Genomic DNA, 24,058 nt, shown 5'->3' with positions numbered 1-24,058 from the left:
GCAGACGCGCCGAGCATCCCGAAATCGCGCGCCGCAGAGCCGTTTTGGCACCACAAGCGGTGCCATGCCAACCCGTTTCAACAACGCAAGGAGTCAACATGTCCGCACTCATCTGTGGGTCCATCGCGTACGACACCATCATGGTGTTCCCCGACCGCTTCAAGAACCACATCCTGCCGGACAAGGTGCACATGCTGAACGTGTCCTTCCTGGTCCCGGACATGCGTCGCGAGTTCGGCGGGTGCGCCGGCAACATCGCCTACAACATGAAGCTGCTGGGCGGCGAGCCGACCATCATGGCCACCGTCGGCGGCGACTTCGCCCCCTATGCCGACTGGATGGACAAGCACAGCATCTCGCGCAAGCACATCAAGGAGCTGAACGACACCTACACCGGTCAGGCGTTCATCACCACGGACCAGGACGACAACCAGATCACCGCGTTCCACCCGGGCGCAATGGGCTTCTCGCACCAGCAGAAGGTCACCGAGGCCGACGGCATCAAGGTCGGCATCGTCTCCCCGGACGGCCGTGACGGCATGATCGAGCACGCCCAGCAGTTCGCCGAGGCCGGCATCCCGTTCATGTTCGACCCGGGCCAGGGCCTGCCGATGTTCGACGGCGACGACCTGAAGCGCTTCATGGAACAGGCGACCTATGCCGCGTTCAATGACTACGAAGCGCAGCTGACCTCCGACCGCACCGGCCTGAGCCTGGAGCAGATGGCCGAGATGGTCGACGCAATGATCGTCACCCGCGGTGGCGAGGGCTCCGACATCTACACCGGCGGCAAGAAGATCACCATCCCGTCGGTCGAACCGGCCGCGATCAAGGACCCGACCGGCTGTGGCGACTCCTACCGCGCCGGCATCCTGTTCGGCCTGGAACAGGGCTACGACTGGGAAACCACCGGCCGCATCGCCTCGCTGATCGGCTCGATCAAGATCGCCCACTCCGGCACCCAGAACCACCACTTCACCGCCGCCGAATTTGCCGACAAGTTCGAAAAGGCCTTCGGCTACCGCTACTAAGCGACCTCACGCCGCCCCGGGCACTCCGCCCGGGAACGCAAAAGGCCCGGCCCGAGTTTCCTCGGTCCGGGCCTTTTTTGTGGATGGCGCCCGCTCCGACCCCTGCCCCGTGGGAGCGTGCTTGCACGCGAAGCCCCTGCCTGCGCCCGGCTCTGGCAGGGGCTTCGCCGCCAAGGCGGCTCCTACAATAAGAACTGTGACTCCAGGGCTAGTCGCGCTGGTAGGTGCCGACCAGGCGGTTCATGCCGATCACGTGGGGCTCGGCGCGCTCCAGGAACTGCCAAAGCGTAAGGCCGGCAGGGAGCTGAAGGTCGCGGTCCAGCGCCAACAGCCAGAAGAAGTAATGGTGCTTGCCGTGGCCCTCGGGTGGCATCGGGCCGCCGTAGCCGGTGCCGCCAAAGTCGTTCTCGCCGACATCGCCCAGCGTAGCCGCCTCGGGCAGGCCGTCGGTATCCGGCGGCAGGTTGTAGAGCACCCAGTGCACAAAGCCGTAGGTGCCGGACTTGATCAGCGGGGCATCCGGATCATGGCAAATGACGGCCAGCGAACGCGTTTCCCGCGGGAGGTTGCTCCACTTGAGCGCTGGCGAGGTGTCCTCGCCCTCGCCCGTATGGCGCTTCGGGATCGGCTGGCCAGGACCGAACGCGGAACTGGACAGCTGCAGGTCGGACAGTGCAAAACCCATCGCCAATCTCCTGATCAATGCGTACCCGCCACCCTAACGCGCGCCCCGGGCCCGCACCAACCGGTTGCAGCCGCCCGCCGTCACGCGGATCATCGAGGGCATGCTGAACGCTGTAAAACGCTGGCTGGGCCGAGAAGACCCCCTAACCGGGGCTGCGCGCGCGATCGACCGCGGCCGGTCGGGGATCGAGACCGTACTGGGCCTGCCCCACCGTCTCGCCGTACCACTGTTGCGCCGCCACTTTGGCGAGGCGGTGCATCCCTCCGACGAAGAATTCCGCGAGACAGGCCAGAACGGGTACTGGTCCCTGCCCACGCCCGGTTCGGAGTTCGAAGTCCGCCTGTTCGGCGACGATACCGGGCGCGTCACCGTCGGTACGGTCCGCGGCACGAACGTCTATTCGGGGCTGGTGGTGATCAGCGAATGGTCGCCGGAACACCCAGTGGCCGTGTGGCAGGTGCGCCTGGAAGAGTCGGCCACGGAGTCCGCCCGAACCCTGCACGACTTCCTGCTGAGCGACGCCTCTTCCTAGCGACCCGACGATGGACGATCACGAACAGTCGATTTCGCTCGTACTGGGAAGCGGCGGCGCCCGCGGCCTGGCGCAGATCGGGGTCATCCGCTGGCTGGAGGAGCACTCCGACTACCGCATTCGCTCCATCTCGGGTGCCTCCATGGGCGCCCTGATCGGCGGCATCTACGCAGCGGGCAAACTGGACATCTACGAGGACTGGGTAAAGACCCTTCGCCGTCAGGATGTCTGGCGGCTGCTGGACTTCTCGTTTCGCGGTGCCGGGCTGATCCGGGGCGACCGCCTGATCGGCAAACTGCGCGACATGCTGGGCGACATCGACATCGAAGAGCTGTCGATCTCCTTTACCGCGGTGGCCACCGACATCGAGCGCGAACGCGAGGTCTGGCTGAACTCCGGCTCGCTGTTCAACGCCATTCGCGCCTCCATCGCCATCCCCACCGTGTTCACCCCGGTGCGCCATCGCGGACGGCTGCTGGTAGATGGCGCCCTGCTAAACCCGGTACCCATCGCGCCGACCCTGAACGACCACACCGACATCACCGTGGCCGTCAGCATGAACGGGCGCATGGGCGACGAACTCACGCGCGTCACCCGCCCCAATGCCTTCGATGACGTCGAGGCCGAAAAACTGGGACGCAGCCGCCTGAATCAGCGGCTGCAGGACGTATTGCCGGACCGGGTCGGCGGCTGGCTACAGGACTGGCCAGGCAAGCTGGGCCTGGGCTCCACGACCGACGGCATGAGCCGCGCGCAGGAGGCCCGAGCGCTCAGCATGATCGACGTCGTCTCCCACTCCATTGAGGCCATGCAGGGCTCGATCGCGCGCTTTCGCATCGCCGCCTACAACCCCGAACACCTGATCGAGGTGCCCGTAAACGCCTGCGGCATCTTCGACTTCCACCGTGCCCGCGAGATGATCGAACTCGGCTACCACCTCGCCGAACGCAGCCTGGGGGACCAACAGCGTTCGCCCCACCCCCCGTAGGAGGCCAGCCCTCTGGCCGATGGGTTTTTGTCGGCGCCCCATCGGCCAGAGGGCTGGCCTCCTACAGGAAAGGCGAAACGGCCTGCTCAGTGCTTGAAATGCACGAACAGGCGGCCGTGGTTCTTCGAATCCTTCTCCACCCGGTGGTAGCGCTGCTTGATCTCCGGCTGCTGCAGGAAACGCAGCACGCGCTTTTTCAGTTGCCCGCTGCCCTTGCCGTGGATGATCTCCACCGTCTTGATGCGCTTGTCGCAGGCCTCTTCGATTGCGCCGTTGAGCGCCGCATCGATCTTGCGCCCGTTACGAAAGCACTCGTGCAGGTCGATGGACAGTCGTGACATCGCTAACGAGCGGCGCTCAGTTCACCGTCACCACGATGCAGCGCGCCAGCTGCTGGACCTTGTGCGACACACTGCCGGCCAGCAGTCCCTGCAACCCGCCCAGCCCGCGCGAGCCCATCACAATCATATCCACATCGTGGTACTCGGCCTGCTGCAGGATCACCTTCGCGGGCGAGCCGTCCTCGATATGATGGCCGATATCCGTCACGCCCAGCTCGGCGAAGTACTCGTGCGCCTGTTCCACCAGCTTTTTCGCTATGTCGCGCAACACCTTGGGCGGCACCGCGGATCCAATGGCTGCACCGCCGACCGCCAGGGGCGGGTCGTCCGGATCGGGCAGCTCCGACAGCTTGCGGATATGCGGCGGCACCTCGCCCTGCAGCAGCACGCTGACCAGCACCACCCGCGTCTGATACTTGGCGGCCAGATCCGCTGCCACTTCCACCGCGCGCCAGGCGTTGGCCGAGCCGTCCACCGGCACCAGCATGGTCTTCAGTTCCATCGGCTCCGCGCTCCTCGTTACAGGCCATCGCGCTGGCCCAGTGCCCCAGCCTGCCAGAGTCGCCGCGCCACCGCATCCGAGTGTCGTCTGCGCACGCGAACGCCCTATACTCGGGACAACACAGCCCCGGAAGAGCCCATGACACGACTGTTCGAGAAAACCTACCCGCAACCCGGCACAGCCCCGGGCCACGGGGCGCATGCTCACGAACACCCCCATCCTTCCGAGGCCGCTGTTTCCGCCTGGCACTACCACAACGAACAACTGAATCCCCAGAACCCGGACACCGTGCTGCAGGAAGGCGCACCGGCGGACGGGTTCGTCTGGCTGCACTTCCAGGGCGCGCCCAGCCCACGCCAGCTGCAACAGCTGGCCGAGGCCTTCGCGCTGCACCCGCTCGCGCTGGAGGACGTGCGCCATCGCGGCCAGCGCCCCAAGCTCGACTACTTTGGCGATTATGCGGTGATCATCCTCAACCAGCCCCAGCTGGACGGCGATAGCGTGCGCCTGGAGCAGTTCAACCTGTTCGTGCACCCGCAGTTCGTGATCAGCGTGCACAGCGGCGAGACCGACCCGTTCGAGCCCATCCGCCAGCGCATGCGCGGCACCAACCGCAACTTCAATCGCCTGGGAGCCCCGTACCTGGCCTATGCCCTGATGGACGTGGTCGTGGATCAGGCCTTCCCGCTGATGGAACAACTCGGCGACCGCATCGAAGATTTGGAAGAACGCGTGCTCTCGCAGCCCAACCACGACACCCTGAGCCGCATCCATGTCGTGCGCCGCGAGCTGCTGGTGCTGCGCCGCCAGCTCTGGCCCACGCGCGACGTGATCACCCGCCTGATGCGCGACGACCAGGACCCGTTCGGCCCCGAGATGATGCCCTGGCTGCGTGACGTCCACGATCACACTATCCAGATCATGGACCTGCTGGAGTCCTACCGTGACATGGCCTCCAGCCTGATCGAGGCCTACCTCTCGGCCGTGAACCAGCGCTCCAACGACGTGATCCGCGTGCTCACCATCATCGCCACCATCTTCATCCCGCTCACGTTCATCGTCGGCATCTACGGCATGAACTTCGACCACCCCGACAGCCCGTGGTCGATGCCCGAGCTCTACACCTATTACGGTTATCCCGTACTGCTCGGCATCATGCTCGCCATCGTCCTCGGCATGCTCTACCTGTTCCGCCGCCGCCGCTGGCTGTAACCCCCAATCACCTGCAGGAGGCCAGCCCTCTGGCCGATAGGATTCTGCCTGCGCCGGATCGGCCAGAGGGCTGGTCTCCTGCAACCCTTACCCCGTCACTCCAATGGGGACTATGGCGGGCCGGAACATGGTAAGCCTCTGTCTTGAAGCGCCTTTTGGGCTCCAGGGTCGGGCCTTGTCTCTTGCGCCTGGTCGGTCCCGAGAACAAACGGCCAGGTGTGATCCCGTGGTGTCTACGGTGTACAGAGACTGTCATGCCGCGGACCATCCTGGACCGAGCGGACGCCAATACTCTCGCGCATCAGATCCAGCAGGCCATCGACCGCAAACGGATCTTCAGGCTCGAACATCGCTCCCACGCCGTGCTCATCCAGCCGCATCACGATGCAATGCCAGACGTGGGCCCGGTCATCCCCGGACTCCTCCGGGCTCACGGTCAGCCGCAGTCTCGCATTTTTCGAGACAACCGAGTCCGTCAGTTCCAGATACAACCCGCTAAGGCTGACATCGCGGACCCGGCCGCTTGCTCTGTACTCAGAGTCGCCGGCCAGAGTCTCCACCTCGGCCTCCACACGGACGGCCCTGCGACGCCCCTCTCGAAGATCCATGATCTAACTCCCGTCTTGGCCCCATCGGGCACTGGATTGTCGTTTCGCGGCCCAGACTCTAATGCATCCGGATAGGGAGTTAACGGTGCCGGACACTCCGGGCACCAAGACTCAAGACGGGATAAGGCTACGCTAATAAATTGAATTCAATAGGTTTTATACGGAGCAGTGGCAGTTTTGTGGTCCTGTAAGGCGCGTTTAGCTCCAGAAATTCCCCTCGGGGTACCAGGCTCGGCCAGCCCCCCAGCGAATGGGAAAAAGTGCGCCCACCGTTCTGTTGGCAGACCACCTGCCGCATCAACTCCGAAGGTGGTGACAGCGGGAGGCAAGGGGCACCGGATGGCATACGCTTCACTCGGCCGCCAATCCCAGCCCGTTCGGTGCCGCTAACCATCATGCTGCTCACGTTGTGGATCGTGTTCGCCCTGCTGGGCCTTGGCGTCGCGCTGATGCTGTGGCACGCAAGGCAGGTGTTTTCGGTCGAGTTGTGCGATGGCGGCGGCATGCGCGCGACCGGATAGCGGGTCGCTCCCGCCGATTGTCGGGGGCACGCCGAGAGGTTTCGCACTGCGCAACAAAAAGGCGCCCGGGATAACCCCGGGCGCCTTTTGATCTGAACCGGGCGAACCGCCCGGCTCGGGCCTTACTGCTGGTACTGCTCCAGGTCGAAGCGGTCGGCGTTCATGACCTTGGTCCAGGCCTGGATGAAGTCCTTCACGAACTTCTCCTCGTTGTCATCCTGGGCGTACACCTCGGCGTAGCTACGCAGGATGGAGTTGGAACCAAACACCAGGTCGATGCGGCTGGCCGTCCACTTCACCTGATCGCCCTGGCGATCGCGCACCTCGTACACGCCGTTGCCCGCGGGCTGCCAGGCGTAGGTCATGTCGGTCAGGTTGACGAAGAAGTCGTTCGTCAGCTGACCTTCACGGTCGGTGAACACACCATGCTGGCTGCCACCATGGTTGGTGCCCAGCACGCGCATACCGCCGATCAGCACGGTCATCTCCGGCGCGGTCAGCCCCATCAACTGGGCCCGGTCGAGCAGCATCTCTTCCGGCTTGACCACGTAGTCCTTCTTCAGCCAGTTGCGGAAGCCATCGGCCAGCGGCTCCAGCGGCTCGAAGGAGTCGGCGTCGGTCATCTCGGCGCTGGCGTCACCCCGGCCCGGGATGAACGGCACCAGCACATCGTGACCGGCCGCCCGGGCCGCCTGCTCGATGCCCACGCTACCACCCAGCACGATCAGGTCGGCCACGCTGGCCCCGGTCTCGGCGGAGATCTGCTCGTAGACCTTGAGCACACGGGCCAGGCGCTCGGGCTCGTTGCCTTCCCAGTCCTTCTGCGGCGCCAGGCGGATGCGGGCACCGTTGGCACCACCGCGCATATCGGAGCCACGGAAGGTACGGGCGCTGTCCCAGGCGGTCGCGACCATCTCGGCAATGCTCAGTCCGCTCGCGGCGATCTTCTGCTTGGCGGCCTCCACGCAGTAGTCGGTGTTGCCGGCCGGCACCGGGTCCTGCCAGATCAGATCTTCCTGTGGCGCGTCCGGCCCGATGTAACGGGTCTTCGGGCCCATATCGCGGTGGATCAGCTTGAACCAGGCGCGGGCGAAGCAATCCTTGAAGTACTCGGCGTCCTTGCGGAACGCGTCCATGTACTTGCGGTAGACGGGGTCCATCTTCATCGCCATGTCCGCATCGGTCATGATCGGGTTATGGCGGATGGACGGATCCGTGGCGTCGACCGGCTTGTCTTCCTCCTTCATGTCCACCGGCTCCCACTGCCAGGCGCCGGCCGGGCTCTTCTTGAGCTCCCACTCGTGGTCGAGCAGGGCTTCGAAGTAGCCCATGTCGAACTGGGTCGGGTTCTTGGTCCAGGCTCCCTCGATGCCGGAGGTGATGGCGTTCGCGGCCTTGCCCTGCATGTTGGGGTTCTTCCAGCCGAAGCCCTGTTCCTCGACATCGGCCCCTTCCGGTTCCGGCCCCAGCGCGCCGGCATCGCCGTTGCCGTGGCACTTGCCCACGGTGTGGCCGCCGGCGGTCAGCGCCGCGGTCTCCTCGTCGTTCATCGCCATGCGGGCGAATGTCTCGCGCACCTGCTCGCCGGTCTTCAGCGGATCAGGCTTGCCGTTAACCCCTTCCGGGTTCACGTAGATCAGACCCATCTGCACGGCCGCCAGCGGGTTCTCCATGGTGTTGGGCTTTTCGACGTCGCCGTAGCGCTCGTCGGAGGGCGCCAGCCACTCCTTCTCCGCCCCCCAGTAGGTGTCCTTCTCGGGGTGCCAGATGTCCTCGCGTCCGAAGGAAAAGCCGAAGGTCTTCAGACCCATGTTCTCGTAGGCCACATTACCGGCCAGGATGATCAGGTCGGCCCAGCTAATCTTGTTGCCGTACTTCTTCTTGAGCGGCCACAGCAAGCGGCGCGCCTTGTCCAGGCTCGCGTTGTCCGGCCAGCTGTTGATCGGCGCGAAGCGCTGGTTGCCGGTGCCACCGCCACCCCGGCCATCGGCGATCCGGTAGGTACCCGCCGCATGCCAGGACATGCGGATCATCAGCCCGCCGTAGTGACCCCAGTCAGCCGGCCACCACGCCTGGCTCTCGGTCAGCAGCGCGTGCATGTCCTTCTTCAGGGCCTCGAAGTCGAGCTTCTTCACCTCTTCCCGATAGTCAAAGTCCTCGCCCATCGGGTTCGTCTTGCGGTCATGCTGATGCAGGATGTCCAGATTTAGCGACTCCGGCCACCACTCCGTGACGGAGTGGCCCTCGGTGGTCTGGCCACCGTGCATGACCGGGCACTTGCCCATGTTCTGCTGCTCACCCATGTCGTTCTCCATGTTCGCTGCGTTGAGCGTGTTCGTTCGTCTTTCGGAAACCGCCATCCGTCTACACGGCAATGGCTTTCTTTAGGGCCGCGAGCCATTCCACTCCGGATTCCAACCGGCCGAAGAACGGCTTGCTGCCCGTCTCTCTATGAAGGTAGGCCCCAGGCGTCATGGGTACCAGTTGAGATTGACCATCCCGGCGATAGCCCGTGGTTATCGCGCCGCCGAGTGCTGCGGATTGCGCACAGGGTGGACGACCTTCACTCCTTGCCCCCACCAACATCCCTATCCTGCTCACTTTCAACATCCGCGGATACGGCTACCCAGTCCGACCAACCCCCTGGCCTCCCGTTCAGCCCTCAAGCGCCAATTTCGTCATCTTGGCCGCAGCAAAGCGGAGAGCCCGATCCCCACCACAAGCCACAAAATCCCCTCCGTCACGCGACACCGAAGCTGATGTAACCACCGCGCACTACCAGACGCCGCAAGTTCCCACACCCAAGGGGAACACATCGAAACCTAAAAACGCTAAGGTAATTCCGGAACGCAACGGAACTACGTCACATGGACGGACTCCCGACCCGCGCGAAATGGCCGGCACACCGTCGTTCGCTCTGCCCCAACACGCGAAGGCCTTTCTCAACCGCCACTGCGAGAGCAACCACGCGGTCAAGGCCACGGCTACCTGACACGCCCAACAACCCGACCCGTCAACCCCTGACCCTCCGCCCCATGCCCCAAACGCAATCAAGACCGCAGCAACAAGCTAACCAGGAGCAGGGAACCACTCATCTGACGCACACCACTGATTTCCGGCGCTCCCCCACCCGGTTGCATAGCGGACTGAACGCGTGCATGTTGACCCAACGTTCATTCACTCTCCCACAACCAGTGCCAGGCTCTCTATATGGATAAGAGCGAAATATCCGACTTGCTCGTTCACATAGACGCAGAATTAGCAAGGCATGGTTATACAATCCCTCAAAGACCGATCCATGCGGTTATGAAGGTCGGCCATAGCCTAGGCTTGCCTCTTCCGATGACAAAGCCTAAGCAGGACAACCAAAACCCTTCTGCTGTTAATTGGCCAATCGTAGAATCTATCTATCAATGGTATGAGAATCGATACGGTGACAGGATCAAGAAGGACTTTAGTCCAGGAACGATTGCTGTTCCGATCCGCGATGATGTCTATATCGTCAAACTTCCAGCAGTCTATGGGACAGTATCGTTTTACGCCAAGAGGGAGCGAAATCCTAAGCCTCAAACTTTTTCTCAGGAGCGGATTGCATTTAACGTTCTTGATGCTTTCAAAGACCTGGCGGATGGGCTCCGGGAAGCACTAACAGACGAAGAGCTTCAGCACATTCAAAGCCTTTTCGTATTCACCCTATCCACGATAACCAAAGCACGCTCGTTGGCAAAGAACGAGCAGCTCATGTCATTGGCGTTAGCCGACATCAACACCTCCGCCAACCATTTGAACGATAATCAGCGGGAATATGGCTTATCGAAATGGGCATCACTCCAGGCTGCAGAAAAATCGTTAAAGCATGTGATCCTCTCGCAGACTGGCTCGCATCCTCATGGCCACAACCTGAAAGAGCTCTATAAAGATGCAAGAAGTCATGGCCTGAGTGATAACCTTCAAGATGCAATAACGTACATACAATGCTCGGCGGGGGTCCGTTACGGGGAAGAAAGCGTTCCACGAGGAGACGCCTTAGATGCTCACCATGCGTCGATTGTCATATTAAATGGTGTCACGGAGCTTATTGAACGAAACAAGCCATGACGAAGTGAGGGGGTCCGATCACGGTAACTCTTTGTAGAAACGAGACTTAAGGTGACGGGGTCGGGCCAAGGTAACTTGCTGTAGGAACGGGACTTTCGTCCGCCAAAGGGCCGCTTCTGCGCACATGACGGGGTCGGACTAGGCGAACTCTCCGTAGGAACGTGTGTTTCGCGCCCTCAAGGGGCGGTTTTGAAGCGTAGAAGAGGCATTTCAGCCGCGAAATGATCGCCTCGGGGGTGGCAGCCCGAGGCGCTCGCGCATCAGATCCAGGAGGCCGTCGACGTTGGACGGGTCTTCGGTTTCGAACATCACGCCCGCGCCGTTCTCGTCCAGGCGCATGACGATGCAATGCCAGACATGGGTCCGGCCGTCGGGCGCTTCTTCAGGGCTTACAATCAGCCGCACTCTGGAATTCTCGGAGAGACCGGAAACCGGCAGCTCCAGGTACAACCCGCTGAGGCTGACATCCCGGACCCGGCCACGGGCGCGATACCCTGGGGCACCGGATCGAGCCTCTACCTCGGCGGTCATGCCGATCGCCCTGCGACGCCCTTCGCGAAGCTCCATTGGCCACACTCCCCCCGCAGCTTATTCCGCCACGGCATGTTCGTGTCTTTCTTTGGACTGTAGTACACGCGCATGGCCCCGGCTCGCAGGCCATGCGGAACCGTCCGCACTTCGCCCCGCACGCATCGGGAGACCCCAGCTCGCCGCTGTGACATGCGATCGACGCAGTAGGGCGTGCGCTACACTGGGCGCCGATTCTCGTCCCATTTGGCGCCCCATTCGGTGATGCTCCTTACGCTGTTGATCATGCTCTTGTTGCTGGGCCTGGCTGTCGCGCTGATGCTCTGGCATGCGCGGCAGGTGTTCTCGGTGGAGCTGCGCGATGGCAAGGCCCGCGTGCGACGCGGCAAGCCCCCGGCCGGCTTTGTGCGTGGCTGCGAGGACGTGGCACGCCAGTTCGGGCTCAAGCGGGGCCGCATCGCCGCCGTGCGCACCGACGCGGGCGTGCAACTGCGCTTCTCCCGCGACCTGCCAGCAAAGACCCACCAGGCCTTTCGCAACGTCTGGACGCCCCCGCCGGGCGGCGGAGGCGGCGGCGGCATGCGCGCGACCGGATAGCTGGCCAGTTCGGCGGATGGCCGCAGTCTCGCAGTGACGACTTCAGCACCAGACCTTCCTTTGCCACTCGTTATCCCTGACAGGCGATAACACCTTCGAATGCAGGCCAGCATTCTGTATTGCATTTGCGATACAATACGGGAAGGCGGTTGCGGAGACACAGGATGAAAAACACGACGTTGCCAGCCCTGCGGGTGAGCGATGGCTTTCGGCATCAGGTGGAGCAAGCCCTTGGCGAAGGGGAGACACTGTCGGCCTTTATCGAGGATGCCGTACGCCACGAGATTGACCGTCGACGAGCCCGGGCCGAGTTCCTGGCGCGCGGCCTGGAGTCCGCACGCAGCGCCCGGGAAACGGGCGAGTACTACCCGGCCCAATCGGTACTCGATGATCTCGACCGTCTCTTAAGCAAGTAGTAGCCCAACCGCTGGAGTCTCAAGGATGAGTTACTCGGTACGATTTACAGCGCAGGCGCGCGAAGATCTCCTGCGGCTTGTCGCTTTCCTCGCGGAGCGCGACCCAACGGCCGCGGCCCATGCTCGGGCCGCCATCGGCGAGGCGGTATCGCTACTCGAGCGCTTTCCGCTGAGCTGCCGCATGCCCGACGCCTCCCACCCCCGCATCCGCGAACTCCTGATTCCGTTTGGCCGCTCGGGTTATGTCGCCCTGTTCGAGATCGACGATGCCGAGACGGTCTCCCTCCTGGCGTTTCGGCACCAGCGCGAGGACGACTACTTCTAATGCGTCCACGGGTAATTACAGGACCGGGCCATTGGCTCAGAGGATGTCACAGGGACCGCCAACCAACGGGGTTCGATGGCGCCGTAACCGCGAACGATATGGCGATTCGCCATCCAACAGGAGCTGCGCAGATGGAAGGGGCTGAAATTCGCGGAATCCGGGTGGGTTAGACGCGAATGTTGTGGCCTCTACTTCTTCCTGTTTTTCTCCTGGGGATGGCTATCGCGATCGTCTTTTCGGGGAATGGGGCGCGCTTCGGTACGCGCGCGTCGTATGCGGTGCTCGCAATCCTGGCGCCGATTGCGCTCCTTGCAGTGGGGAGCTGGCTGCAGGTGGACCGGGCGCCCGGATGGCTGTTCAATGGATGGGTGATCCTGACTTTGGTCAGCCCCTACTTAGTGCGGACACTATTCGTATTCCGGGAATCCCGCCGGGACGTCAACGACTAATCCGGTCACCCGAGCCATCGGGGGAGAGCAATGCTGGAACTGGGTGTGGTCGCACTGGCGACTTTCTTCGTGACCGTAGGCCCCGTGGACGTGGCGGTCGTGTTCGCGGTGCTGAGCCAGGGCATGACACGGGCCCAGCGACGCCGGGTGGCCTGGCGCGCGGCATTGCTGGCGACCGCCATCCTGATGCTGTTCGCGCTGTTCGGCGAGGCCGTGCTGTCGGTACTGGGCATCACCATGCCGGCTCTGTACACGGCCGGCGGCATCCTGCTGTTGCTGATCGGGATCGACATGGTCTTCGCGCGCAGCTCCGGCGGGGTCTCGGCGACCCCGGCGGAAACCAGCGAGGCGCGCAGCCGGGGCGACATCTCGGTATTCCCGCTGGCGACCCCCATGCTGGCCGGGCCGGGCGCGATGGGAGCGGCAATCCTGCTGATGAGCCGGGCCGGCGATGACTGGATGGCCCAGGCGGTGGTGCTGGGCGCGCTGGCGGCGATCATGGTGCTGGCCCTGATCTGTCTGCTGGTGGCATCACGCCTGCAGCACCTGCTGGGGGTCACCGGCGCCCATGTGCTGACCCGTATCCTCGGCGTGCTGCTTTGCGCACTGGCCATGCAGTTCATATTCGACGGCCTCGAGCAAAGCGGCCTGCTGGGCTGACGAACTTGCACCTCGGCAAACCGGTGCGTTTGCTGCTATGAACTAGGTAATCGCCGCCTGTTCGCATTCCGTTCGCTGTTGGCCGCGGTTCCCATCCTGTTGCATTGATTTGTGTTCGGTTAGGGGGAACCGAGGGAGGCAGCCATGAACACCCTACCGAGCTTTACCGCGCCAGCCATCGCGGGGCTGGCTTTCGTGTTGATCACGTTTTCCGGCTGCGGCCAGTCGAACGACTCGGCCCAGGCCGCGGAACCGGACACCATAATCCAGGAAGAACCAGACGCGCCGGCCATGGAGCGCGCGATCGGCTTTTTGGAGTCCTGGATCGAGTTGTTCGACACCATGAGTGCGGAACTGGCCGGGGTCGAAAGCCGGGAGGCCGCCAATGAGCACGCCACCTGGCTGACCGAAGAACTGACGCCGCGCCTGGAACAGCTGGCAGGCGAGATGATCGTCTTCATGGAGTCGATCGAGGAACACGAGATGGAGGTCATGGAGGCGTCGTTTGATGCCCCGGAAAACCACCAGCGCATGCTGGAACTGGAAGGGCGCATGGAGCAGTCGCTGGATCGACTGGAAGAAAACATCATGCGTGTCGAGACAGCGCATGCAACGCCGGCCCTGGAGATGGCGTGGCTGAACTTCGCCCGGACCAACGAGCGGCTGGAACGGCAGATGGAGGCCACGTTCGCCGGTGGCGCGCAGACGGTTGGCAGTCCCGCATGGTGCGACGCCATGGCCAACACGCCCCAGGCCCAATGGACGATGAACGACGCCTTCGCCTTTGCCAACCACTGCGTGGGGCGCTGATGCGGGGCCCCGGCATAGCTCCCGGAGCCCCGCTTGCAGGTTCAATCGACAGATTGCCGCGGCCCCTGCGGGGCCTCGCAATGACGTCAGCGCCTTGCGCGCCGCACGATGACGAGTGGCGCGTCCCGGCTGACTACTGCGAGCAGAGGCCGCCGTCGACAACAAAGGTGTTGCCCGTGCAGCCGGAGGCGGCGTCGGACAGCAGGAATACCGCCATCCCGGCGCATTCCTCATTACTGACGTAGCGGCCCAGCGGGATGCGCGCCTCGAAGGACTTGTGCACCTCGTCGGCGTGGCCCGGGTTCGCCTGCTCCTCGATGGACTGCATCATGCGGTTCGCGACCGGGCCGGGGTTGAGCGTATTCACGCGGATGTTCTCCGATCCCAGCTCGGCGGCCAGGCACTTCATCATGCCCACCACCGCGTGCTTGCTGGACACATAGGGCGACAGGCCCGCAGCCCCGCGCAGCCCGGCTACGCTGGAGGTGATCACGATGCTGCCGCCATTGCCGCGACGCAGCGCAGGAAGGGCCGCCTCCGCGCCCAGACGTACGCCATGCACGTTGACGGCAAAGACCTTTTCCCAAGCCGCGTCGGAACGGCTGTCGAACGGGCCCACCTCGCCCTCGATCCCGGCGTTCAGGAACACGCCATCCAGGCGCCCGAAACGTTCCAGTGCCGTCGCGACCATGCGCTCGTTGTCCTCGCGCCGCGTGACGTCCACGGCCAGGCCTACCGCACGCTCGCCCAGGGACTGGGCGATGGCCTCCACCGGCCCGGCGTCGCGGTCGGTAATCACCACACTGGCGCCCTGCTCGTACGCCATGCGCGCCGTGCTCTCGCCAATACCACCGGCACCACCGGTGATTACGATCACTTTTCCTTCCAGGGGACTCATGCTGTGTCTCCTTCATCGTGCAGTCGGGTAACCGCGGCAAGGCGCTCGCGGACAAAACCATTATCAGCCCGGCAAAGGCCAGGCATCTTGATCCGGGTCACGACTCTTGCCGCATACGACTCCCGGCGGGCCGAACGAGCGATCTACAGGTTCGTGTACTTGCGTGCGCGGCCTCGCGCCTTGTCCACCGGGTATTTTTTCGCGTTGGTTTCCAGCTTGTCGCTCGCGGCCTGCACGAGGTCGATGTTCAGCTTGCGCGCCAGCATCAGCAGATAGATCTGCACATCTGCGATCTCGGCCCGGACCTCCTCCAGCGCCTCGCCGGACAGGCCACGCGACTGCTCCTCGGTCAGCCACTGGAAGTGCTCGATCAGCTCGCCGACCTCACCCGCCAGCGCCATCGAGAGATTCTTCGGCGAATGGAACTGCGCCCAGTCGCGCTCTTCGACGAACGCCTCCAGCCGCATCGCCAGCTCATCCAGCCCCCGCGTGTTGGTCGACCCCATGGCCATCGCTCCTGTCGCATCCGTTTCTCTGGACTCGACACCGTAACGAACTCTCGCCGCGCCGTAATCCGCCTGGTAATCGCCCGCGCAGGCACAGAACTGGCGCCACCGGGATGTTCGAACGCCGGAGGTCCCGGCTCGCTCGGGAACAGCGCACGTACTGACGAGCAGGCATGCGAGGCCTAGCCCGCCCCCTGTGCGGCGGAAGAACCCGCCTTACAGCCCCGGGAACGCTCCCGAGTAGACGCTTGCTGCGCCAGGAGCGTATCGGACAAACCAGACAGAACTGGTAAGGCGGAGGTTTCCGGCAAGGCCCGGGCGACGAGCACGAGTTCGTCCCGCTGCCCTGAGCGCCGGGGCCGGCATCCGCGAAAGACGTACTACAGGATGCTCTCGATCGCGCCGCGCAGGTCGGTGGAGTTGGGGCCGACCCGGCTGGGGAAGTGCGCGACCACCCGGCCGTCGCGGTCCACCACGTACTTGTAGAAGTTCCAGCGCGGGGCGTCGGCCTGGCGCGCCAGTTCGCGGAAGATCGGGTGCGCACCGTCACCGCGTACGCCGATCGGCTTGAACATATCGAAGGTCACGCCGAAGTTCTGAAAACAGACACGCGCGGTCTCCGCCTCGTCATCCGCCTCCTGGTTGAAGTCGTGCGAGGGGAAGCCGACGACCTTCAGGCCCTGGTCCCGGTAATCCTGGTGCAGCCGTTCCAGCCCGCCGAACTGATCGGTGTAGCCACAGTGGCTGGCCGTGTTGACGATCAGAAGCGGGTGCCCCTGAAAGCGCTCCTGCAGATTGACCACCTCGGAGGAGTGCAATCGACCCAGCTCGTGCTCGAACAACGCCGCCCGGTCAGGCTCGGCGGCACTGGCAAGCGCCAGAGGAAAGACCAGCAGGATGGCAGCGAACAGGCGCATGAACAGGGGCATGTCGAATCTCCGCGATAGCTCGACGTTCAGACCATCGGTAACAGCCAGGGTTCTGCGCATCGCCCACCCGATGCCGGTGACGCCCTGCAGCGGAACGTCCGCCGGCCCGTTCCGGTCCGACGCCCCGCACGGAACGAACTCAACCGAGATGGAGAACCTGATGACCGCTTCCAGCGACCCGCTTTTCCGCCCGTATCGCCTTGGCGATCTAGAACTGCCCAACCGGATACTGATGTCACCGCTGACGCGCTCGCGCGCCGCCCAGCCGGGCGACGCACCCTGGGAGCTGAACGCCGAGTACTACGCCCAGCGTGCCGGAGCGGGCCTGATCATCGGCGAAGCGACCCAGGTATCGCCGCAGGGCAAGGGCTACGCCTTTACGCCGGGCATCTACTCGGCCGAGCAGGTCGCCGGCTGGGGCAAGGTCACCGCGGCGGCGCACGCCGCCGGGGGCCGCATCCAGGCCCAGCTGTGGCATGTCGGCCGCATCTCGCGCCCGGAGCTTCAGCCCGATGGCGCCCAGCCCGTCGCGCCCTCCGCCATCCAGCCCAAAGGTGCCTACACGTTTGTCAGTGCGGACTCCGGCATGGTGGAGGTGCTCGAACCCCGCGCGCTGGAGACCGACGAGTTGCCGGACATCGTGGAGCAGTACCGCAAGGCGGCGCAGAACGCGCGCGAGGCCGGCTTCGACGGAGTGCAGATCCACGCGGCCAATGGCTATCTGCTGGACCAGTTCCTGCGCAGCGGCTGCAACCAGCGAACGGATGCCTACGGCGGCTCGGTCGAAAACCGCATGCGCCTGCCACTGGAGGTCGTGCGCGCGGTCATCGAGGTATGGGGACCGGAGCGTGTCGGCATCCGGGTGAGCCCCACTGGCAGCTTCAACGACATGCATGACGACGACCCGCTGGCTACCTACAGCGCCTTTGCCCGCGAGCTGGACGCCACCGGCATCAGCTATATCGAGGTCGTCGAGGACTCGTTTCAGGGCAACCACGAATCCGGCCGCCCGGAACCCGTGATCGACGCGATCCGCGAACACTTCAGCCGCACCTACATCGGCAACGGCGCCTACACCGCCGAGGAGGCCCGTCAGCGCATCGACGCCGGGCGCTGCGACCTCGTGAGCTTCGGCCGCCCCTTCATCGCCAACCCGGACCTGCCGGAGCGTTTCCGCCGCCATGCCGAGCTGAACGAATGGGACGAGGCGACCTTCTATGGTGGCGACGAACACGGCTACACGGACTACCCCGCGCTCGACTAGTGCCCTGGCAAGCCCGTCGCCAGCAAGAAGGCGGAGCGGTATGTTGGCGGTATGGAGATCGACCCCGTCATTCGCGAGTGGCTCCGCCTGGCCGGACAGGCGCCCTCCTCGCACAACACCCAGCCCTGGCGGTTCCGTGTGGACCGCGCGGGAGTGGAGGTCTGGACCGACCCGTCGCGTTCGCTTCCGGTGAACGACCCGACCGGGCGCGAACGCATCATCAGCTGCGGCTGTGCGGTGCTGAACCTGCGCGTGGCCGCCGCCGCGGACGGCCAGGGCCTGAACGTGCGGCCGGAACAGGCGGGCGACGGCCCGTTCGTGCGGCTGTTGACTGGGCACCATGGGGGAGCAGGCCAGCAGGACCTGGCACCGCTGCGAGAATGGATTGGTGAACGCCGCTCCTGGCGTGGCCGGTTTCTCACCGGCGAAATCTCCCCGGACATCGTCGAAACACTCGTGCATGCCGCCCGCCAGGAAGGGGCCTGGCTGCGCCCGGTCACGGGCGACGAGCGCCGCGAGGAGGTCGCCAACCTGATCCACGCGGCGACCGCTGCACAATGGAAGAATCCCGCCTGGCGCCGCGAACTGGCGCAGTGGATGCGCCCGGCCTCCCGGGGCGACGGCCTGCCGGTCGGTCGTGTGACCGGCGGCCTGGCCCGCTGGAGCGTCCGTCACCTGGTACCCGCCCGCGCGATGGCGCGCGGCGAGGCAAGGGCGGCGCGGGCGGCCCCGTTGCTGCTGGCATTGGGCACCGGGATCGAGGGTCCGATGCAGTGGCTGACCGCCGGACAGGCCCTGCAGCGCGTACTGCTCGAAGCCGCCCGGCACGGGCTCTGCGCCCGCTACCTGAATCAGCCCGTCCAGCAGGCCGATTGGCGCCCGCAACTGGCCGAGACCCTGGGTGGGGGCCAGCCGCAACTGCTGTTCGCGCTGGGCCTCCCGGACGGCACATCCCACCCTACGCCGCGCCGCCCGCTGGACGACTTGCTGAAACACTGAGGCAAACGCAGACCCACGTACGATTCCGGCCCTCCCCGCGCGAGCCAAAACGCTCTATGTTGGAGACACAAGGGCACGCGACAGCACGAGAGGGACAGCATGACAACACAAGGAATACAGAGGGCGTATGGACGGCTGGCCGCAGTGCTGGCCCTGGTCGGTGTGTTTGTGCTGGCGAGCGCCTGCGCACCGCGAGTCTCGGTGCAGGAGGAACGCCAGCTGGGCGAGGAACTGGCCGAGGAGATGAACGCGGAGTTGCCCATCGTCGAAGAGCCGGCCATCAACGACTACATCAATTCGCTGGGCCGCTCGATCGCGGCGGTGGCCGACGATCGCGAAGAGATCGACTACACCTTCTACGTCGTCAACGGGCCGGACGTGAACGCCTTCGCCGTGCCCGGCGGCCATATCTATGTCTACCGCGGCCTGATCGAGCGGGCCGATGACATGTCCGAGCTGGCCGGCGTGCTGGCGCACGAGGTCGGGCATGTGGTGAAGCGCCATGGCATCGACCAGTGGCGCCGTGCGCAGCAGGCCGAAATGGGGCTCGCCGTCGTCTACGGCGTGATTCTCGGACGCGACCCTGGCGCGGCGGAGCAGGTGGCCGTGCAGGTCGGCGCCGCGGGCGTGTTCGCCGGCTACAGCCGCGAGGCGGAGCGCGAGGCGGACGACGTGGCCATTGGCTACCTGGTGGATGCCGGTATCCACCCCATTGGCCTCGTCTCGTTCTTCGAAACCCTGCTGGACGAGCGCGACCGGGATCCCGGCCGGGTCGAGCAGTTCTTCGCCACACACCCCACCACCCGCGAGCGTGTGGAGAACACCCAGGCGCGGATCGACGCGCTCCCGCAGGAAACACTGGACGGGCTGGCTCGAGACAGCGATGATTTCCAGCGCTTTCGCCGCCAGGTCGAAGCACTACCGGAACCGGAGTCGGATTAGACCGAAATGTCCATGCTCACCGCGTTACTGCTGATGATTGCGCTGCTGCTGGCCGCAGCGGCATTGATCATCTGGCAGGCCAGCATCCTGTTCAGCCTCGAGATCGTGGACGGCAAGCCGCGGGCACGGCGCGGCGACGTGCCCATGCACTTCGAGCACACAGCCCGGGATGTCGCCCGGCGCTACGGCATCCAGCGCGGCCGCCTGACCGCGATGCGCACCCGCGAGGGCGCACGCCTGCGCGCCTCCGGCTCCATCCCCCGCGAGGCGCAGGGCGAGCTGCAAACCGCCCTGAAGCGCATCAAGCTCGGCCGTCGGCGCCGCCGCAAACGCCGCTAAAAGAGCACTGGGGCGCCGATTCGCGCCCTTGAACGGCGCCCCGATCAGTGGCCGTGGCCATGGTGGTGATCGTGGCCGTGCTGATGTCCGTGCGCGCCGGGCCGATCCTCGTCGTAGCCACGGGCACGCTGGTAGGCCTCCTTCTGCTCATCCGACAGCAGCTCGTCCATTTCCAGGTGGTGGGAAAGATGGACGTGGCGCAGCCGCCCACGCAACTCGCCGATCTCGACCGTCAGCGCCTCGATCTGGTCGCTGGTGATCTCGCGCGAGGCAAAGCGCTCGTCAAGCTCACGCTCCAGATCGACGATCCGCTGCCCCAGCTCCCGCGCCTGCTCGCGCATGGCATCGAACAGCCGCTCGGTCTCCGCCTGCTGCTCGGCACTGAGATCCAGTTGATCGGCCACCTCCAGCACATGGAGCGGACCGGGATAGCCATGCAGCTCCGCCGGCAGGGCCATCCCCAGCCCCTGCCCATCCAGCAGACCCTCCTGCTCCTCGGCCGACAGGGCCTTGATCTCGCGGTCCTGCAGCGTCGTATACGGGTTGGCCAGCGCGGGGGCCATACAGCCGGCCAGCGCCAACCCGATAACCCAGCGCACTGGGGCCAGAGATTTCATCAGCGACTCCTTGGGGATGATTCGTCGGGCATAACGCATGATCGACCCCCTAAGGGATGGTCGGGTTCCGCTACAAGCGCGGGCAACCAACCGAGCACGAGCACATGCATGGGCACGTGACTTCCTTAAACGGCGACGTCGGCCAGGTGGCCCTTGCCTTCCAGCCAGGCGCGGCGTTCGGAGGCGCGTTTCTTGCCGAGCAGCATGTCCATCAGTTGCTGGGTGTCGTCGGCGGCGTCCAGCGTGAGCTGCACCAGGCGCCGGGTGTCCGGGTTCATGGTGGTCTCGCGCAGCTGTAGCGGGTTCATCTCGCCGAGGCCCTTGAAGCGGGTCACCGAGACCTTGCCCTTCAGCTTTTCCGCCTCGATGCGTTCCAGCACCCCGGCCTTCTCGTCGTCGTCCAGGGCGTAGAACGTCTGCTTGCCGACGTCCACGCGATATAGCGGCGGCATCGCGATGTAGATATGCCCCCGCTCCACCAGCGGCCGGAAGTGTTTCAGGAACAGCGCGCACAGGAGGGTGGCGATGTGCGCGCCGTCGGAGTCCGCATCGGCCAGGATGCAGACCTTGCCGTAGCGCAGCCCGTCCAGGCTGGCCTGGCCCGGGTCCACGCCCAGGGCCACGGAGATGTCGTGGATCTCCTGCGATCCGAGCACCTGGTCCGGATCGACCTCCCAGGAATTCAGGATCTTGCCGCGCAGCGGCATGATCGCCTGAAAGTCGCGATCGCGCGCCTGCTTGGCAGAGCCACCGGCCGAGTCGCCCTCGACCAGGAACAGTTCGGTGCGCTCCAGGTCCTGGCTGGCGCAGTCCGCCAGCTTGCCCGGCAACGTCGGGCCCTGGGTGACCTTCTTGCGCACCACCTTGCGCCCGGCGCGGCTGCGCTTCTGCGCGTTCTGGATCGCCAGTTCGGCGATGCGCTCGCCCTGCTGCGGGTGCTGATTCAGCCACAGGCTGAAGGCGTCCTTGACCACGCCGGAGACAAACGGCGCGGCCTGACGCGAAGACAGACGCTCCTTGGTCTGCCCGGCAAACTGCGGGTCCTGCATCTTGAACGACAGCACGCTGGCGACCCGCTCCCAGACATCCTCCGGCGCCAGCTTGATACCGCGCGGAAGCAGGCTGCGGAACTCGCAGAACTCGCGCACCGCGTCGGTCAGACCGGTGCGCAGGCCGTTCACGTGCGTGCCGCCCTGGGTGGTCGGGATCAGGTTCACGTAGCTCTCACTGACGACCTCGCCGCCCTCCGGCAACCAGGTCACCGCCCAGTCCACCGCCTCGGTGGCGCCGGCCATCGCGCCCATGAAGGGCTCCTCCGGCAGGCGCTCCAGGCCGTCCAGCGCCTCCACCAGATAGTCGCGGAGGCCCGCCTGATAGCACCACTCGCAGGCCTCGCCGGTGGTCTCGTCGCGGAAGGTGACGGTCAGACCCGGGCACAGCACCGCCTTGGCGCGCAGGATGTGCTTCAGCCGAGGTACCGAGAACTTCGCCGAATCGAAATACTGCGGGTCCGGCCAGAAGTGCAGCGTGGTGCCGGTATTGCGCTTGCCGACCTCCCCCACCGGTTCCAGGTCCTGCGTCTTGTGGCCGCCGGCGAAGGCCATGCGGTACTCGCGCCCGTCACGCTTGATCTGCACCTCGAGCTTCTGCGACAGGGCATTGACCACCGACACGCCCACCCCGTGCAGGCCGCCCGAGAACTGGTAGTTCTTGTCGGAGAACTTCCCGCCTGCATGCAGCGTGGACAGGATCACCTCTACCCCCGGGCGGTTCTCGCGCGGGTGCAGGTCCACCGGCATGCCACGGCCGTCATCGGAAACGGATACCGAGTCGTCCTTGTGCAGGATCACGTCGATGCGCTTGGCGTGGCCACTGATCGCCTCGTCCACCGAGTTGTCGATCACCTCCTGCGCGAGGTGGTTCGGGCGGGTCGTGTCGGTATACATGCCCGGGCGCTTGCGCACCGGGTCCAGCCCCTCGAGGACCTCGATATCGGATGCGGAATAGCTCACACAGGAACCCCTTTATTGATCATGCCCTTTGCCGAACCCGGCCTTCTGAACAGGCACCGTCATTGCGAGGAGTGAAGCGACGAAGCAACCTCCCAACGAAACCACCGACATTGGTCCGGGCCAGCGTCGGAGCCGCCCGGGGAGATTGCTTCGTCGGCTACGCCTTCTCGCAATGACGGGGCAACCGTATTCGTGGCCAGCGCGGTGGCCTGTGCGCAGCGTACCAAAGCCCGCGGGGGAAAGGCTGCTTGCAATCCCGGTTCCGATCCCAACAATGCAGGACAGATTCCGTATCCCCGTCTTCACAGGAGGTTTCCGATGGAAGAAGCCGCGAGCATAACCGGCGACGATATCCTCGACGTCACCCAGGAAAGCTTCCAGCAGGCCGTGCTGGAAGAATCCGCCCGCCGCCCGGTCATGGTCGACTTCTGGGCCGCCTGGTGCGGGCCCTGCCAGCAGCTGATGCCGCTCCTGCAGCAACTGGCCGCGCAGTACGCCGGCAAGTTCCGCCTGGCCAAGGTCAACAGCGACGAGCAGCAGGCCCTGGCCCAGCAGTACGGCGTGCGCAGCCTGCCCACCGTGATGGTGTTTCGCCACGGCAAGCCGGTGGACCAGTTCATGGGCGTACAGCCGGAGCCGAACATCCGCGCGATGATCGACCGCTACCTGGAAAAGCCCTCGGACAGGATCATCGAACAGGCGCGCGAACAGGCGAAAACCGGCGATGTGGACGGTGCCCTGGCCACGCTCAGGGCCGCGCTCGAGGAAGACCCCGACAATGGCGACCTGCGCATCGAGCTGGCCCGAGCGCTGGCCCAGTCTGGCGATGCGGACGCCGCCGAAGCGGAGCTGAACAAGCTGCCGCTGGACCAGCACGAACAGGACGCGGTGAAGGAACTGCGTGCGCGACTAGTCTTCGCCAAGACCGCAGCCGGCATCGACCCGCAGGCCGTGGCGACGGAGATCCAGTCCGGCAACCCCAGCCCCGAGGCACTGGAGAAGATGGCCGCCTACGCGATCCTCTCGGGCCGTGCCGAGGAGGCGCTGGGGCTGTACCTGCAACTGATGAAGCAGCACCGCGCCTACAACGACGGCGCCGGCCAGAAGGGCCTGCTGGCCGCATTCAAGGTGCTGGGGGATGACCATCCGCTGGTCGGACAGTACCGGCGGCAGATGGCCTCGTTGCTGTATTGATCAGGCAAACACCGACGCCCTCATCCGCGCAGGTGGGGACCCCGCAGGCAAGCCC

Annotated in this window: 27 protein-coding genes; 16 read left to right on the top strand and 11 right to left on the bottom strand. The window is 64.9% G+C overall.

Going from position 1 to position 24,058, the window contains the following annotated elements; all coding sequences use genetic code 11:
- Window positions 1-98 precede the first annotated feature (98 nt).
- Entirely contained in the window at window positions 99-1,031 is a 933-nt protein-coding gene (locus F468_RS0105570) for a carbohydrate kinase family protein (RefSeq protein ID WP_018174573.1), read from the top strand.
- 208 nt (window positions 1,032-1,239) lie between these two features.
- On the opposite strand, the gene F468_RS0105565 is transcribed toward F468_RS0105570, so the two are convergent.
- Window positions 1,240-1,716: a YbhB/YbcL family Raf kinase inhibitor-like protein gene (locus F468_RS0105565; protein ID WP_018138052.1), complete on the bottom strand. Its 477-nt coding sequence runs from the start codon at window positions 1,714-1,716 to the stop codon at window positions 1,240-1,242.
- A 100-nt stretch (window positions 1,717-1,816) separates the two neighbouring features.
- Between F468_RS0105565 and F468_RS0105560 the strand changes: the two genes are divergently transcribed.
- Both F468_RS0105560 and F468_RS0105555 read left to right on the top strand, forming a co-directional pair.
- On the top strand, window positions 1,817-2,248 hold the full coding sequence (locus tag F468_RS0105560) for a hypothetical protein (protein WP_018862951.1): 432 nt from the start codon (window positions 1,817-1,819) through the stop codon (window positions 2,246-2,248).
- Between the two features lie 10 nt (window positions 2,249-2,258).
- Window positions 2,259-3,236 (top strand): patatin-like phospholipase family protein, encoded by a 978-nt coding sequence (locus F468_RS0105555; protein WP_018994741.1) that lies wholly within the window; start codon window positions 2,259-2,261, stop codon window positions 3,234-3,236.
- Between the two features lie 86 nt (window positions 3,237-3,322).
- Here F468_RS0105555 and F468_RS0105550 read toward each other — a convergent pair whose 3' ends face one another.
- Both F468_RS0105550 and F468_RS0105545 read right to left on the bottom strand, forming a co-directional pair.
- The gene (locus F468_RS0105550) at window positions 3,323-3,577 is read right to left on the bottom strand and encodes a Smr/MutS family protein (RefSeq protein WP_018138049.1); all 255 of its coding nucleotides are present in this window, start codon (window positions 3,575-3,577) and stop codon (window positions 3,323-3,325) included.
- A 16-nt stretch (window positions 3,578-3,593) separates the two neighbouring features.
- A complete protein-coding gene (locus F468_RS0105545) occupies window positions 3,594-4,079 on the bottom strand; it encodes a universal stress protein (protein WP_018138048.1) in 486 nt (161 codons plus the stop codon).
- Window positions 4,080-4,217: 138 nt separating this feature from the next.
- Here F468_RS0105545 and corA point away from each other — a divergent pair, with 138 nt between their 5' ends.
- A complete protein-coding gene (gene corA, locus F468_RS0105540; RefSeq protein ID WP_018994740.1) occupies window positions 4,218-5,291 on the top strand; it encodes a magnesium/cobalt transporter CorA in 1,074 nt (357 codons plus the stop codon).
- Window positions 5,292-5,524: 233 nt separating this feature from the next.
- Here the strand turns inward: corA and F468_RS0105535 are convergent, their stop codons facing one another.
- Window positions 5,525-5,899, bottom strand: a complete 375-nt coding sequence (locus F468_RS0105535) for a PilZ domain-containing protein (RefSeq protein ID WP_018994739.1) — start codon at window positions 5,897-5,899, stop codon at window positions 5,525-5,527.
- Window positions 5,900-6,294: 395 nt separating this feature from the next.
- Here F468_RS0105535 and F468_RS14640 point away from each other — a divergent pair, with 395 nt between their 5' ends.
- Complete coding sequence (locus F468_RS14640; RefSeq protein ID WP_018994738.1) at window positions 6,295-6,420, top strand: hypothetical protein; 126 nt, start codon at window positions 6,295-6,297, stop codon at window positions 6,418-6,420.
- 122 nt (window positions 6,421-6,542) lie between these two features.
- On the opposite strand, the gene katG is transcribed toward F468_RS14640, so the two are convergent.
- A complete protein-coding gene (gene katG, locus F468_RS0105525) occupies window positions 6,543-8,735 on the bottom strand; it encodes a catalase/peroxidase HPI (RefSeq protein WP_018994737.1) in 2,193 nt (730 codons plus the stop codon).
- A gap of 895 nt (window positions 8,736-9,630) precedes the next feature.
- Here katG and F468_RS14125 point away from each other — a divergent pair.
- Window positions 9,631-10,518 carry a HEPN domain-containing protein gene (locus F468_RS14125; RefSeq protein WP_081616965.1) on the top strand — a complete coding sequence of 296 codons (888 nt, stop codon included), beginning with the start codon at window positions 9,631-9,633 and terminating at the stop codon, window positions 10,516-10,518.
- Window positions 10,519-10,728: 210 nt separating this feature from the next.
- Here the strand turns inward: F468_RS14125 and F468_RS0105520 are convergent, their stop codons facing one another.
- Window positions 10,729-11,085, bottom strand: coding sequence for a PilZ domain-containing protein (locus F468_RS0105520; protein ID WP_018994736.1), 357 nt, complete (start codon window positions 11,083-11,085; stop codon window positions 10,729-10,731).
- Between the two features lie 225 nt (window positions 11,086-11,310).
- Here F468_RS0105520 and F468_RS0105515 point away from each other — a divergent pair, with 225 nt between their 5' ends.
- The 5 genes from F468_RS0105515 to F468_RS0105490 all read left to right on the top strand — a co-directional run bounded on the left by F468_RS0105515 (window position 11,311) and on the right by F468_RS0105490 (window position 14,303).
- Window positions 11,311-11,643, top strand: a complete 333-nt coding sequence (locus F468_RS0105515; protein WP_018994735.1) for a DUF3634 family protein — start codon at window positions 11,311-11,313, stop codon at window positions 11,641-11,643.
- Between the two features lie 164 nt (window positions 11,644-11,807).
- A complete protein-coding gene (locus F468_RS0105510; protein ID WP_018994284.1) occupies window positions 11,808-12,059 on the top strand; it encodes a YlcI/YnfO family protein in 252 nt (83 codons plus the stop codon).
- A gap of 25 nt (window positions 12,060-12,084) precedes the next feature.
- A complete protein-coding gene (locus F468_RS0105505; protein ID WP_018138039.1) occupies window positions 12,085-12,384 on the top strand; it encodes a type II toxin-antitoxin system RelE/ParE family toxin in 300 nt (99 codons plus the stop codon).
- 479 nt (window positions 12,385-12,863) lie between these two features.
- Window positions 12,864-13,493 (top strand): MarC family protein, encoded by a 630-nt coding sequence (locus F468_RS0105495; protein ID WP_018138037.1) that lies wholly within the window; start codon window positions 12,864-12,866, stop codon window positions 13,491-13,493.
- A 144-nt stretch (window positions 13,494-13,637) separates the two neighbouring features.
- Window positions 13,638-14,303, top strand: coding sequence for a DUF3012 domain-containing protein (locus F468_RS0105490; RefSeq protein WP_018994734.1), 666 nt, complete (start codon window positions 13,638-13,640; stop codon window positions 14,301-14,303).
- A gap of 133 nt (window positions 14,304-14,436) precedes the next feature.
- Here F468_RS0105490 and F468_RS0105485 read toward each other — a convergent pair whose 3' ends face one another.
- The 3 genes from F468_RS0105485 to F468_RS0105475 form a co-directional block, all read right to left on the bottom strand.
- Window positions 14,437-15,201: an SDR family NAD(P)-dependent oxidoreductase gene (locus F468_RS0105485; protein WP_018138035.1), complete on the bottom strand. Its 765-nt coding sequence runs from the start codon at window positions 15,199-15,201 to the stop codon at window positions 14,437-14,439.
- Between the two features lie 143 nt (window positions 15,202-15,344).
- Complete coding sequence (locus F468_RS0105480; RefSeq protein WP_018138034.1) at window positions 15,345-15,707, bottom strand: nucleotide pyrophosphohydrolase; 363 nt, start codon at window positions 15,705-15,707, stop codon at window positions 15,345-15,347.
- Between the two features lie 380 nt (window positions 15,708-16,087).
- Window positions 16,088-16,636: a glutathione peroxidase gene (locus F468_RS0105475; RefSeq protein ID WP_018138033.1), complete on the bottom strand. Its 549-nt coding sequence runs from the start codon at window positions 16,634-16,636 to the stop codon at window positions 16,088-16,090.
- 160 nt (window positions 16,637-16,796) lie between these two features.
- Here F468_RS0105475 and F468_RS0105470 point away from each other — a divergent pair, with 160 nt between their 5' ends.
- The 4 genes from F468_RS0105470 (at window position 16,797) to F468_RS0105455 (ending at window position 20,180) form a co-directional block, all read left to right on the top strand.
- Complete coding sequence (locus tag F468_RS0105470) at window positions 16,797-17,900, top strand: alkene reductase (protein WP_038049066.1); 1,104 nt, start codon at window positions 16,797-16,799, stop codon at window positions 17,898-17,900.
- 51 nt (window positions 17,901-17,951) lie between these two features.
- On the top strand, window positions 17,952-18,899 hold the full coding sequence (locus tag F468_RS0105465; RefSeq protein ID WP_018994732.1) for a nitroreductase family protein: 948 nt from the start codon (window positions 17,952-17,954) through the stop codon (window positions 18,897-18,899).
- A gap of 99 nt (window positions 18,900-18,998) precedes the next feature.
- Window positions 18,999-19,841 carry a M48 family metallopeptidase gene (locus F468_RS0105460; protein WP_038049031.1) on the top strand — a complete coding sequence of 281 codons (843 nt, stop codon included), beginning with the start codon at window positions 18,999-19,001 and terminating at the stop codon, window positions 19,839-19,841.
- 12 nt (window positions 19,842-19,853) lie between these two features.
- Window positions 19,854-20,180, top strand: coding sequence for a DUF3634 family protein (locus F468_RS0105455; protein WP_018138029.1), 327 nt, complete (start codon window positions 19,854-19,856; stop codon window positions 20,178-20,180).
- A 44-nt stretch (window positions 20,181-20,224) separates the two neighbouring features.
- On the opposite strand, the gene F468_RS0105450 is transcribed toward F468_RS0105455, so the two are convergent.
- Both F468_RS0105450 and parE read right to left on the bottom strand, forming a co-directional pair.
- On the bottom strand, window positions 20,225-20,797 hold the full coding sequence (locus tag F468_RS0105450; RefSeq protein WP_018994278.1) for a Spy/CpxP family protein refolding chaperone: 573 nt from the start codon (window positions 20,795-20,797) through the stop codon (window positions 20,225-20,227).
- Window positions 20,798-20,922: 125 nt separating this feature from the next.
- A complete protein-coding gene (gene parE, locus F468_RS0105445; protein ID WP_018138027.1) occupies window positions 20,923-22,809 on the bottom strand; it encodes a DNA topoisomerase IV subunit B in 1,887 nt (628 codons plus the stop codon).
- A 318-nt stretch (window positions 22,810-23,127) separates the two neighbouring features.
- Here parE and trxA point away from each other — a divergent pair, with 318 nt between their 5' ends.
- The gene (gene trxA, locus F468_RS0105440) at window positions 23,128-24,003 is read left to right on the top strand and encodes a thioredoxin (protein ID WP_018138026.1); all 876 of its coding nucleotides are present in this window, start codon (window positions 23,128-23,130) and stop codon (window positions 24,001-24,003) included.
- Window positions 24,004-24,058 lie beyond the last annotated feature (55 nt).

This window comes from Thioalkalivibrio sp. ALJ2 (assembly GCF_000378325.1).
Taxonomy (GTDB): Bacteria; Pseudomonadota; Gammaproteobacteria; order Ectothiorhodospirales; family Ectothiorhodospiraceae; genus Thioalkalivibrio.
The sequence above is the reverse complement of the archived record's forward strand: the minus strand, read 5'-3'. Positions and strand labels throughout refer to the sequence as shown.

Excerpts from the sequence above, each read along its gene's own strand:
- F468_RS0105570 (WP_018174573.1), top strand. The coding sequence starts at position 99 with ATGTCCGCACTCATCTGTGGGTCCATCGCGTACGACACCATCATGGTG.
- F468_RS0105565 (WP_018138052.1), bottom strand. The coding sequence starts at position 1,716 with ATGGGTTTTGCACTGTCCGACCTGCAGCTGTCCAGTTCCGCGTTCGGT.
- F468_RS0105560 (WP_018862951.1), top strand. The coding sequence starts at position 1,817 with ATGCTGAACGCTGTAAAACGCTGGCTGGGCCGAGAAGACCCCCTAACC.
- F468_RS0105555 (WP_018994741.1), top strand. The coding sequence starts at position 2,259 with ATGGACGATCACGAACAGTCGATTTCGCTCGTACTGGGAAGCGGCGGC.
- F468_RS0105550 (WP_018138049.1), bottom strand. The coding sequence starts at position 3,577 with ATGTCACGACTGTCCATCGACCTGCACGAGTGCTTTCGTAACGGGCGC.
- F468_RS0105545 (WP_018138048.1), bottom strand. The coding sequence starts at position 4,079 with ATGGAACTGAAGACCATGCTGGTGCCGGTGGACGGCTCGGCCAACGCC.
- corA (WP_018994740.1), top strand. The coding sequence starts at position 4,218 with ATGACACGACTGTTCGAGAAAACCTACCCGCAACCCGGCACAGCCCCG.
- F468_RS0105535 (WP_018994739.1), bottom strand. The coding sequence starts at position 5,899 with ATGGATCTTCGAGAGGGGCGTCGCAGGGCCGTCCGTGTGGAGGCCGAG.
- F468_RS14640 (WP_018994738.1), top strand. The coding sequence starts at position 6,295 with ATGCTGCTCACGTTGTGGATCGTGTTCGCCCTGCTGGGCCTTGGCGTC.
- katG (WP_018994737.1), bottom strand. The coding sequence starts at position 8,735 with ATGGAGAACGACATGGGTGAGCAGCAGAACATGGGCAAGTGCCCGGTC.
- F468_RS14125 (WP_081616965.1), top strand. The coding sequence starts at position 9,631 with ATGGATAAGAGCGAAATATCCGACTTGCTCGTTCACATAGACGCAGAA.
- F468_RS0105520 (WP_018994736.1), bottom strand. The coding sequence starts at position 11,085 with ATGGAGCTTCGCGAAGGGCGTCGCAGGGCGATCGGCATGACCGCCGAG.
- F468_RS0105515 (WP_018994735.1), top strand. The coding sequence starts at position 11,311 with ATGCTCCTTACGCTGTTGATCATGCTCTTGTTGCTGGGCCTGGCTGTC.
- F468_RS0105510 (WP_018994284.1), top strand. The coding sequence starts at position 11,808 with ATGAAAAACACGACGTTGCCAGCCCTGCGGGTGAGCGATGGCTTTCGG.
- F468_RS0105505 (WP_018138039.1), top strand. The coding sequence starts at position 12,085 with ATGAGTTACTCGGTACGATTTACAGCGCAGGCGCGCGAAGATCTCCTG.
- F468_RS0105495 (WP_018138037.1), top strand. The coding sequence starts at position 12,864 with ATGCTGGAACTGGGTGTGGTCGCACTGGCGACTTTCTTCGTGACCGTA.
- F468_RS0105490 (WP_018994734.1), top strand. The coding sequence starts at position 13,638 with ATGAACACCCTACCGAGCTTTACCGCGCCAGCCATCGCGGGGCTGGCT.
- F468_RS0105485 (WP_018138035.1), bottom strand. The coding sequence starts at position 15,201 with ATGAGTCCCCTGGAAGGAAAAGTGATCGTAATCACCGGTGGTGCCGGT.
- F468_RS0105480 (WP_018138034.1), bottom strand. The coding sequence starts at position 15,707 with ATGGGGTCGACCAACACGCGGGGGCTGGATGAGCTGGCGATGCGGCTG.
- F468_RS0105475 (WP_018138033.1), bottom strand. The coding sequence starts at position 16,636 with ATGCCCCTGTTCATGCGCCTGTTCGCTGCCATCCTGCTGGTCTTTCCT.
- F468_RS0105470 (WP_038049066.1), top strand. The coding sequence starts at position 16,797 with ATGACCGCTTCCAGCGACCCGCTTTTCCGCCCGTATCGCCTTGGCGAT.
- F468_RS0105465 (WP_018994732.1), top strand. The coding sequence starts at position 17,952 with ATGGAGATCGACCCCGTCATTCGCGAGTGGCTCCGCCTGGCCGGACAG.
- F468_RS0105460 (WP_038049031.1), top strand. The coding sequence starts at position 18,999 with ATGACAACACAAGGAATACAGAGGGCGTATGGACGGCTGGCCGCAGTG.
- F468_RS0105455 (WP_018138029.1), top strand. The coding sequence starts at position 19,854 with ATGCTCACCGCGTTACTGCTGATGATTGCGCTGCTGCTGGCCGCAGCG.
- F468_RS0105450 (WP_018994278.1), bottom strand. The coding sequence starts at position 20,797 with ATGAAATCTCTGGCCCCAGTGCGCTGGGTTATCGGGTTGGCGCTGGCC.
- trxA (WP_018138026.1), top strand. The coding sequence starts at position 23,128 with ATGGAAGAAGCCGCGAGCATAACCGGCGACGATATCCTCGACGTCACC.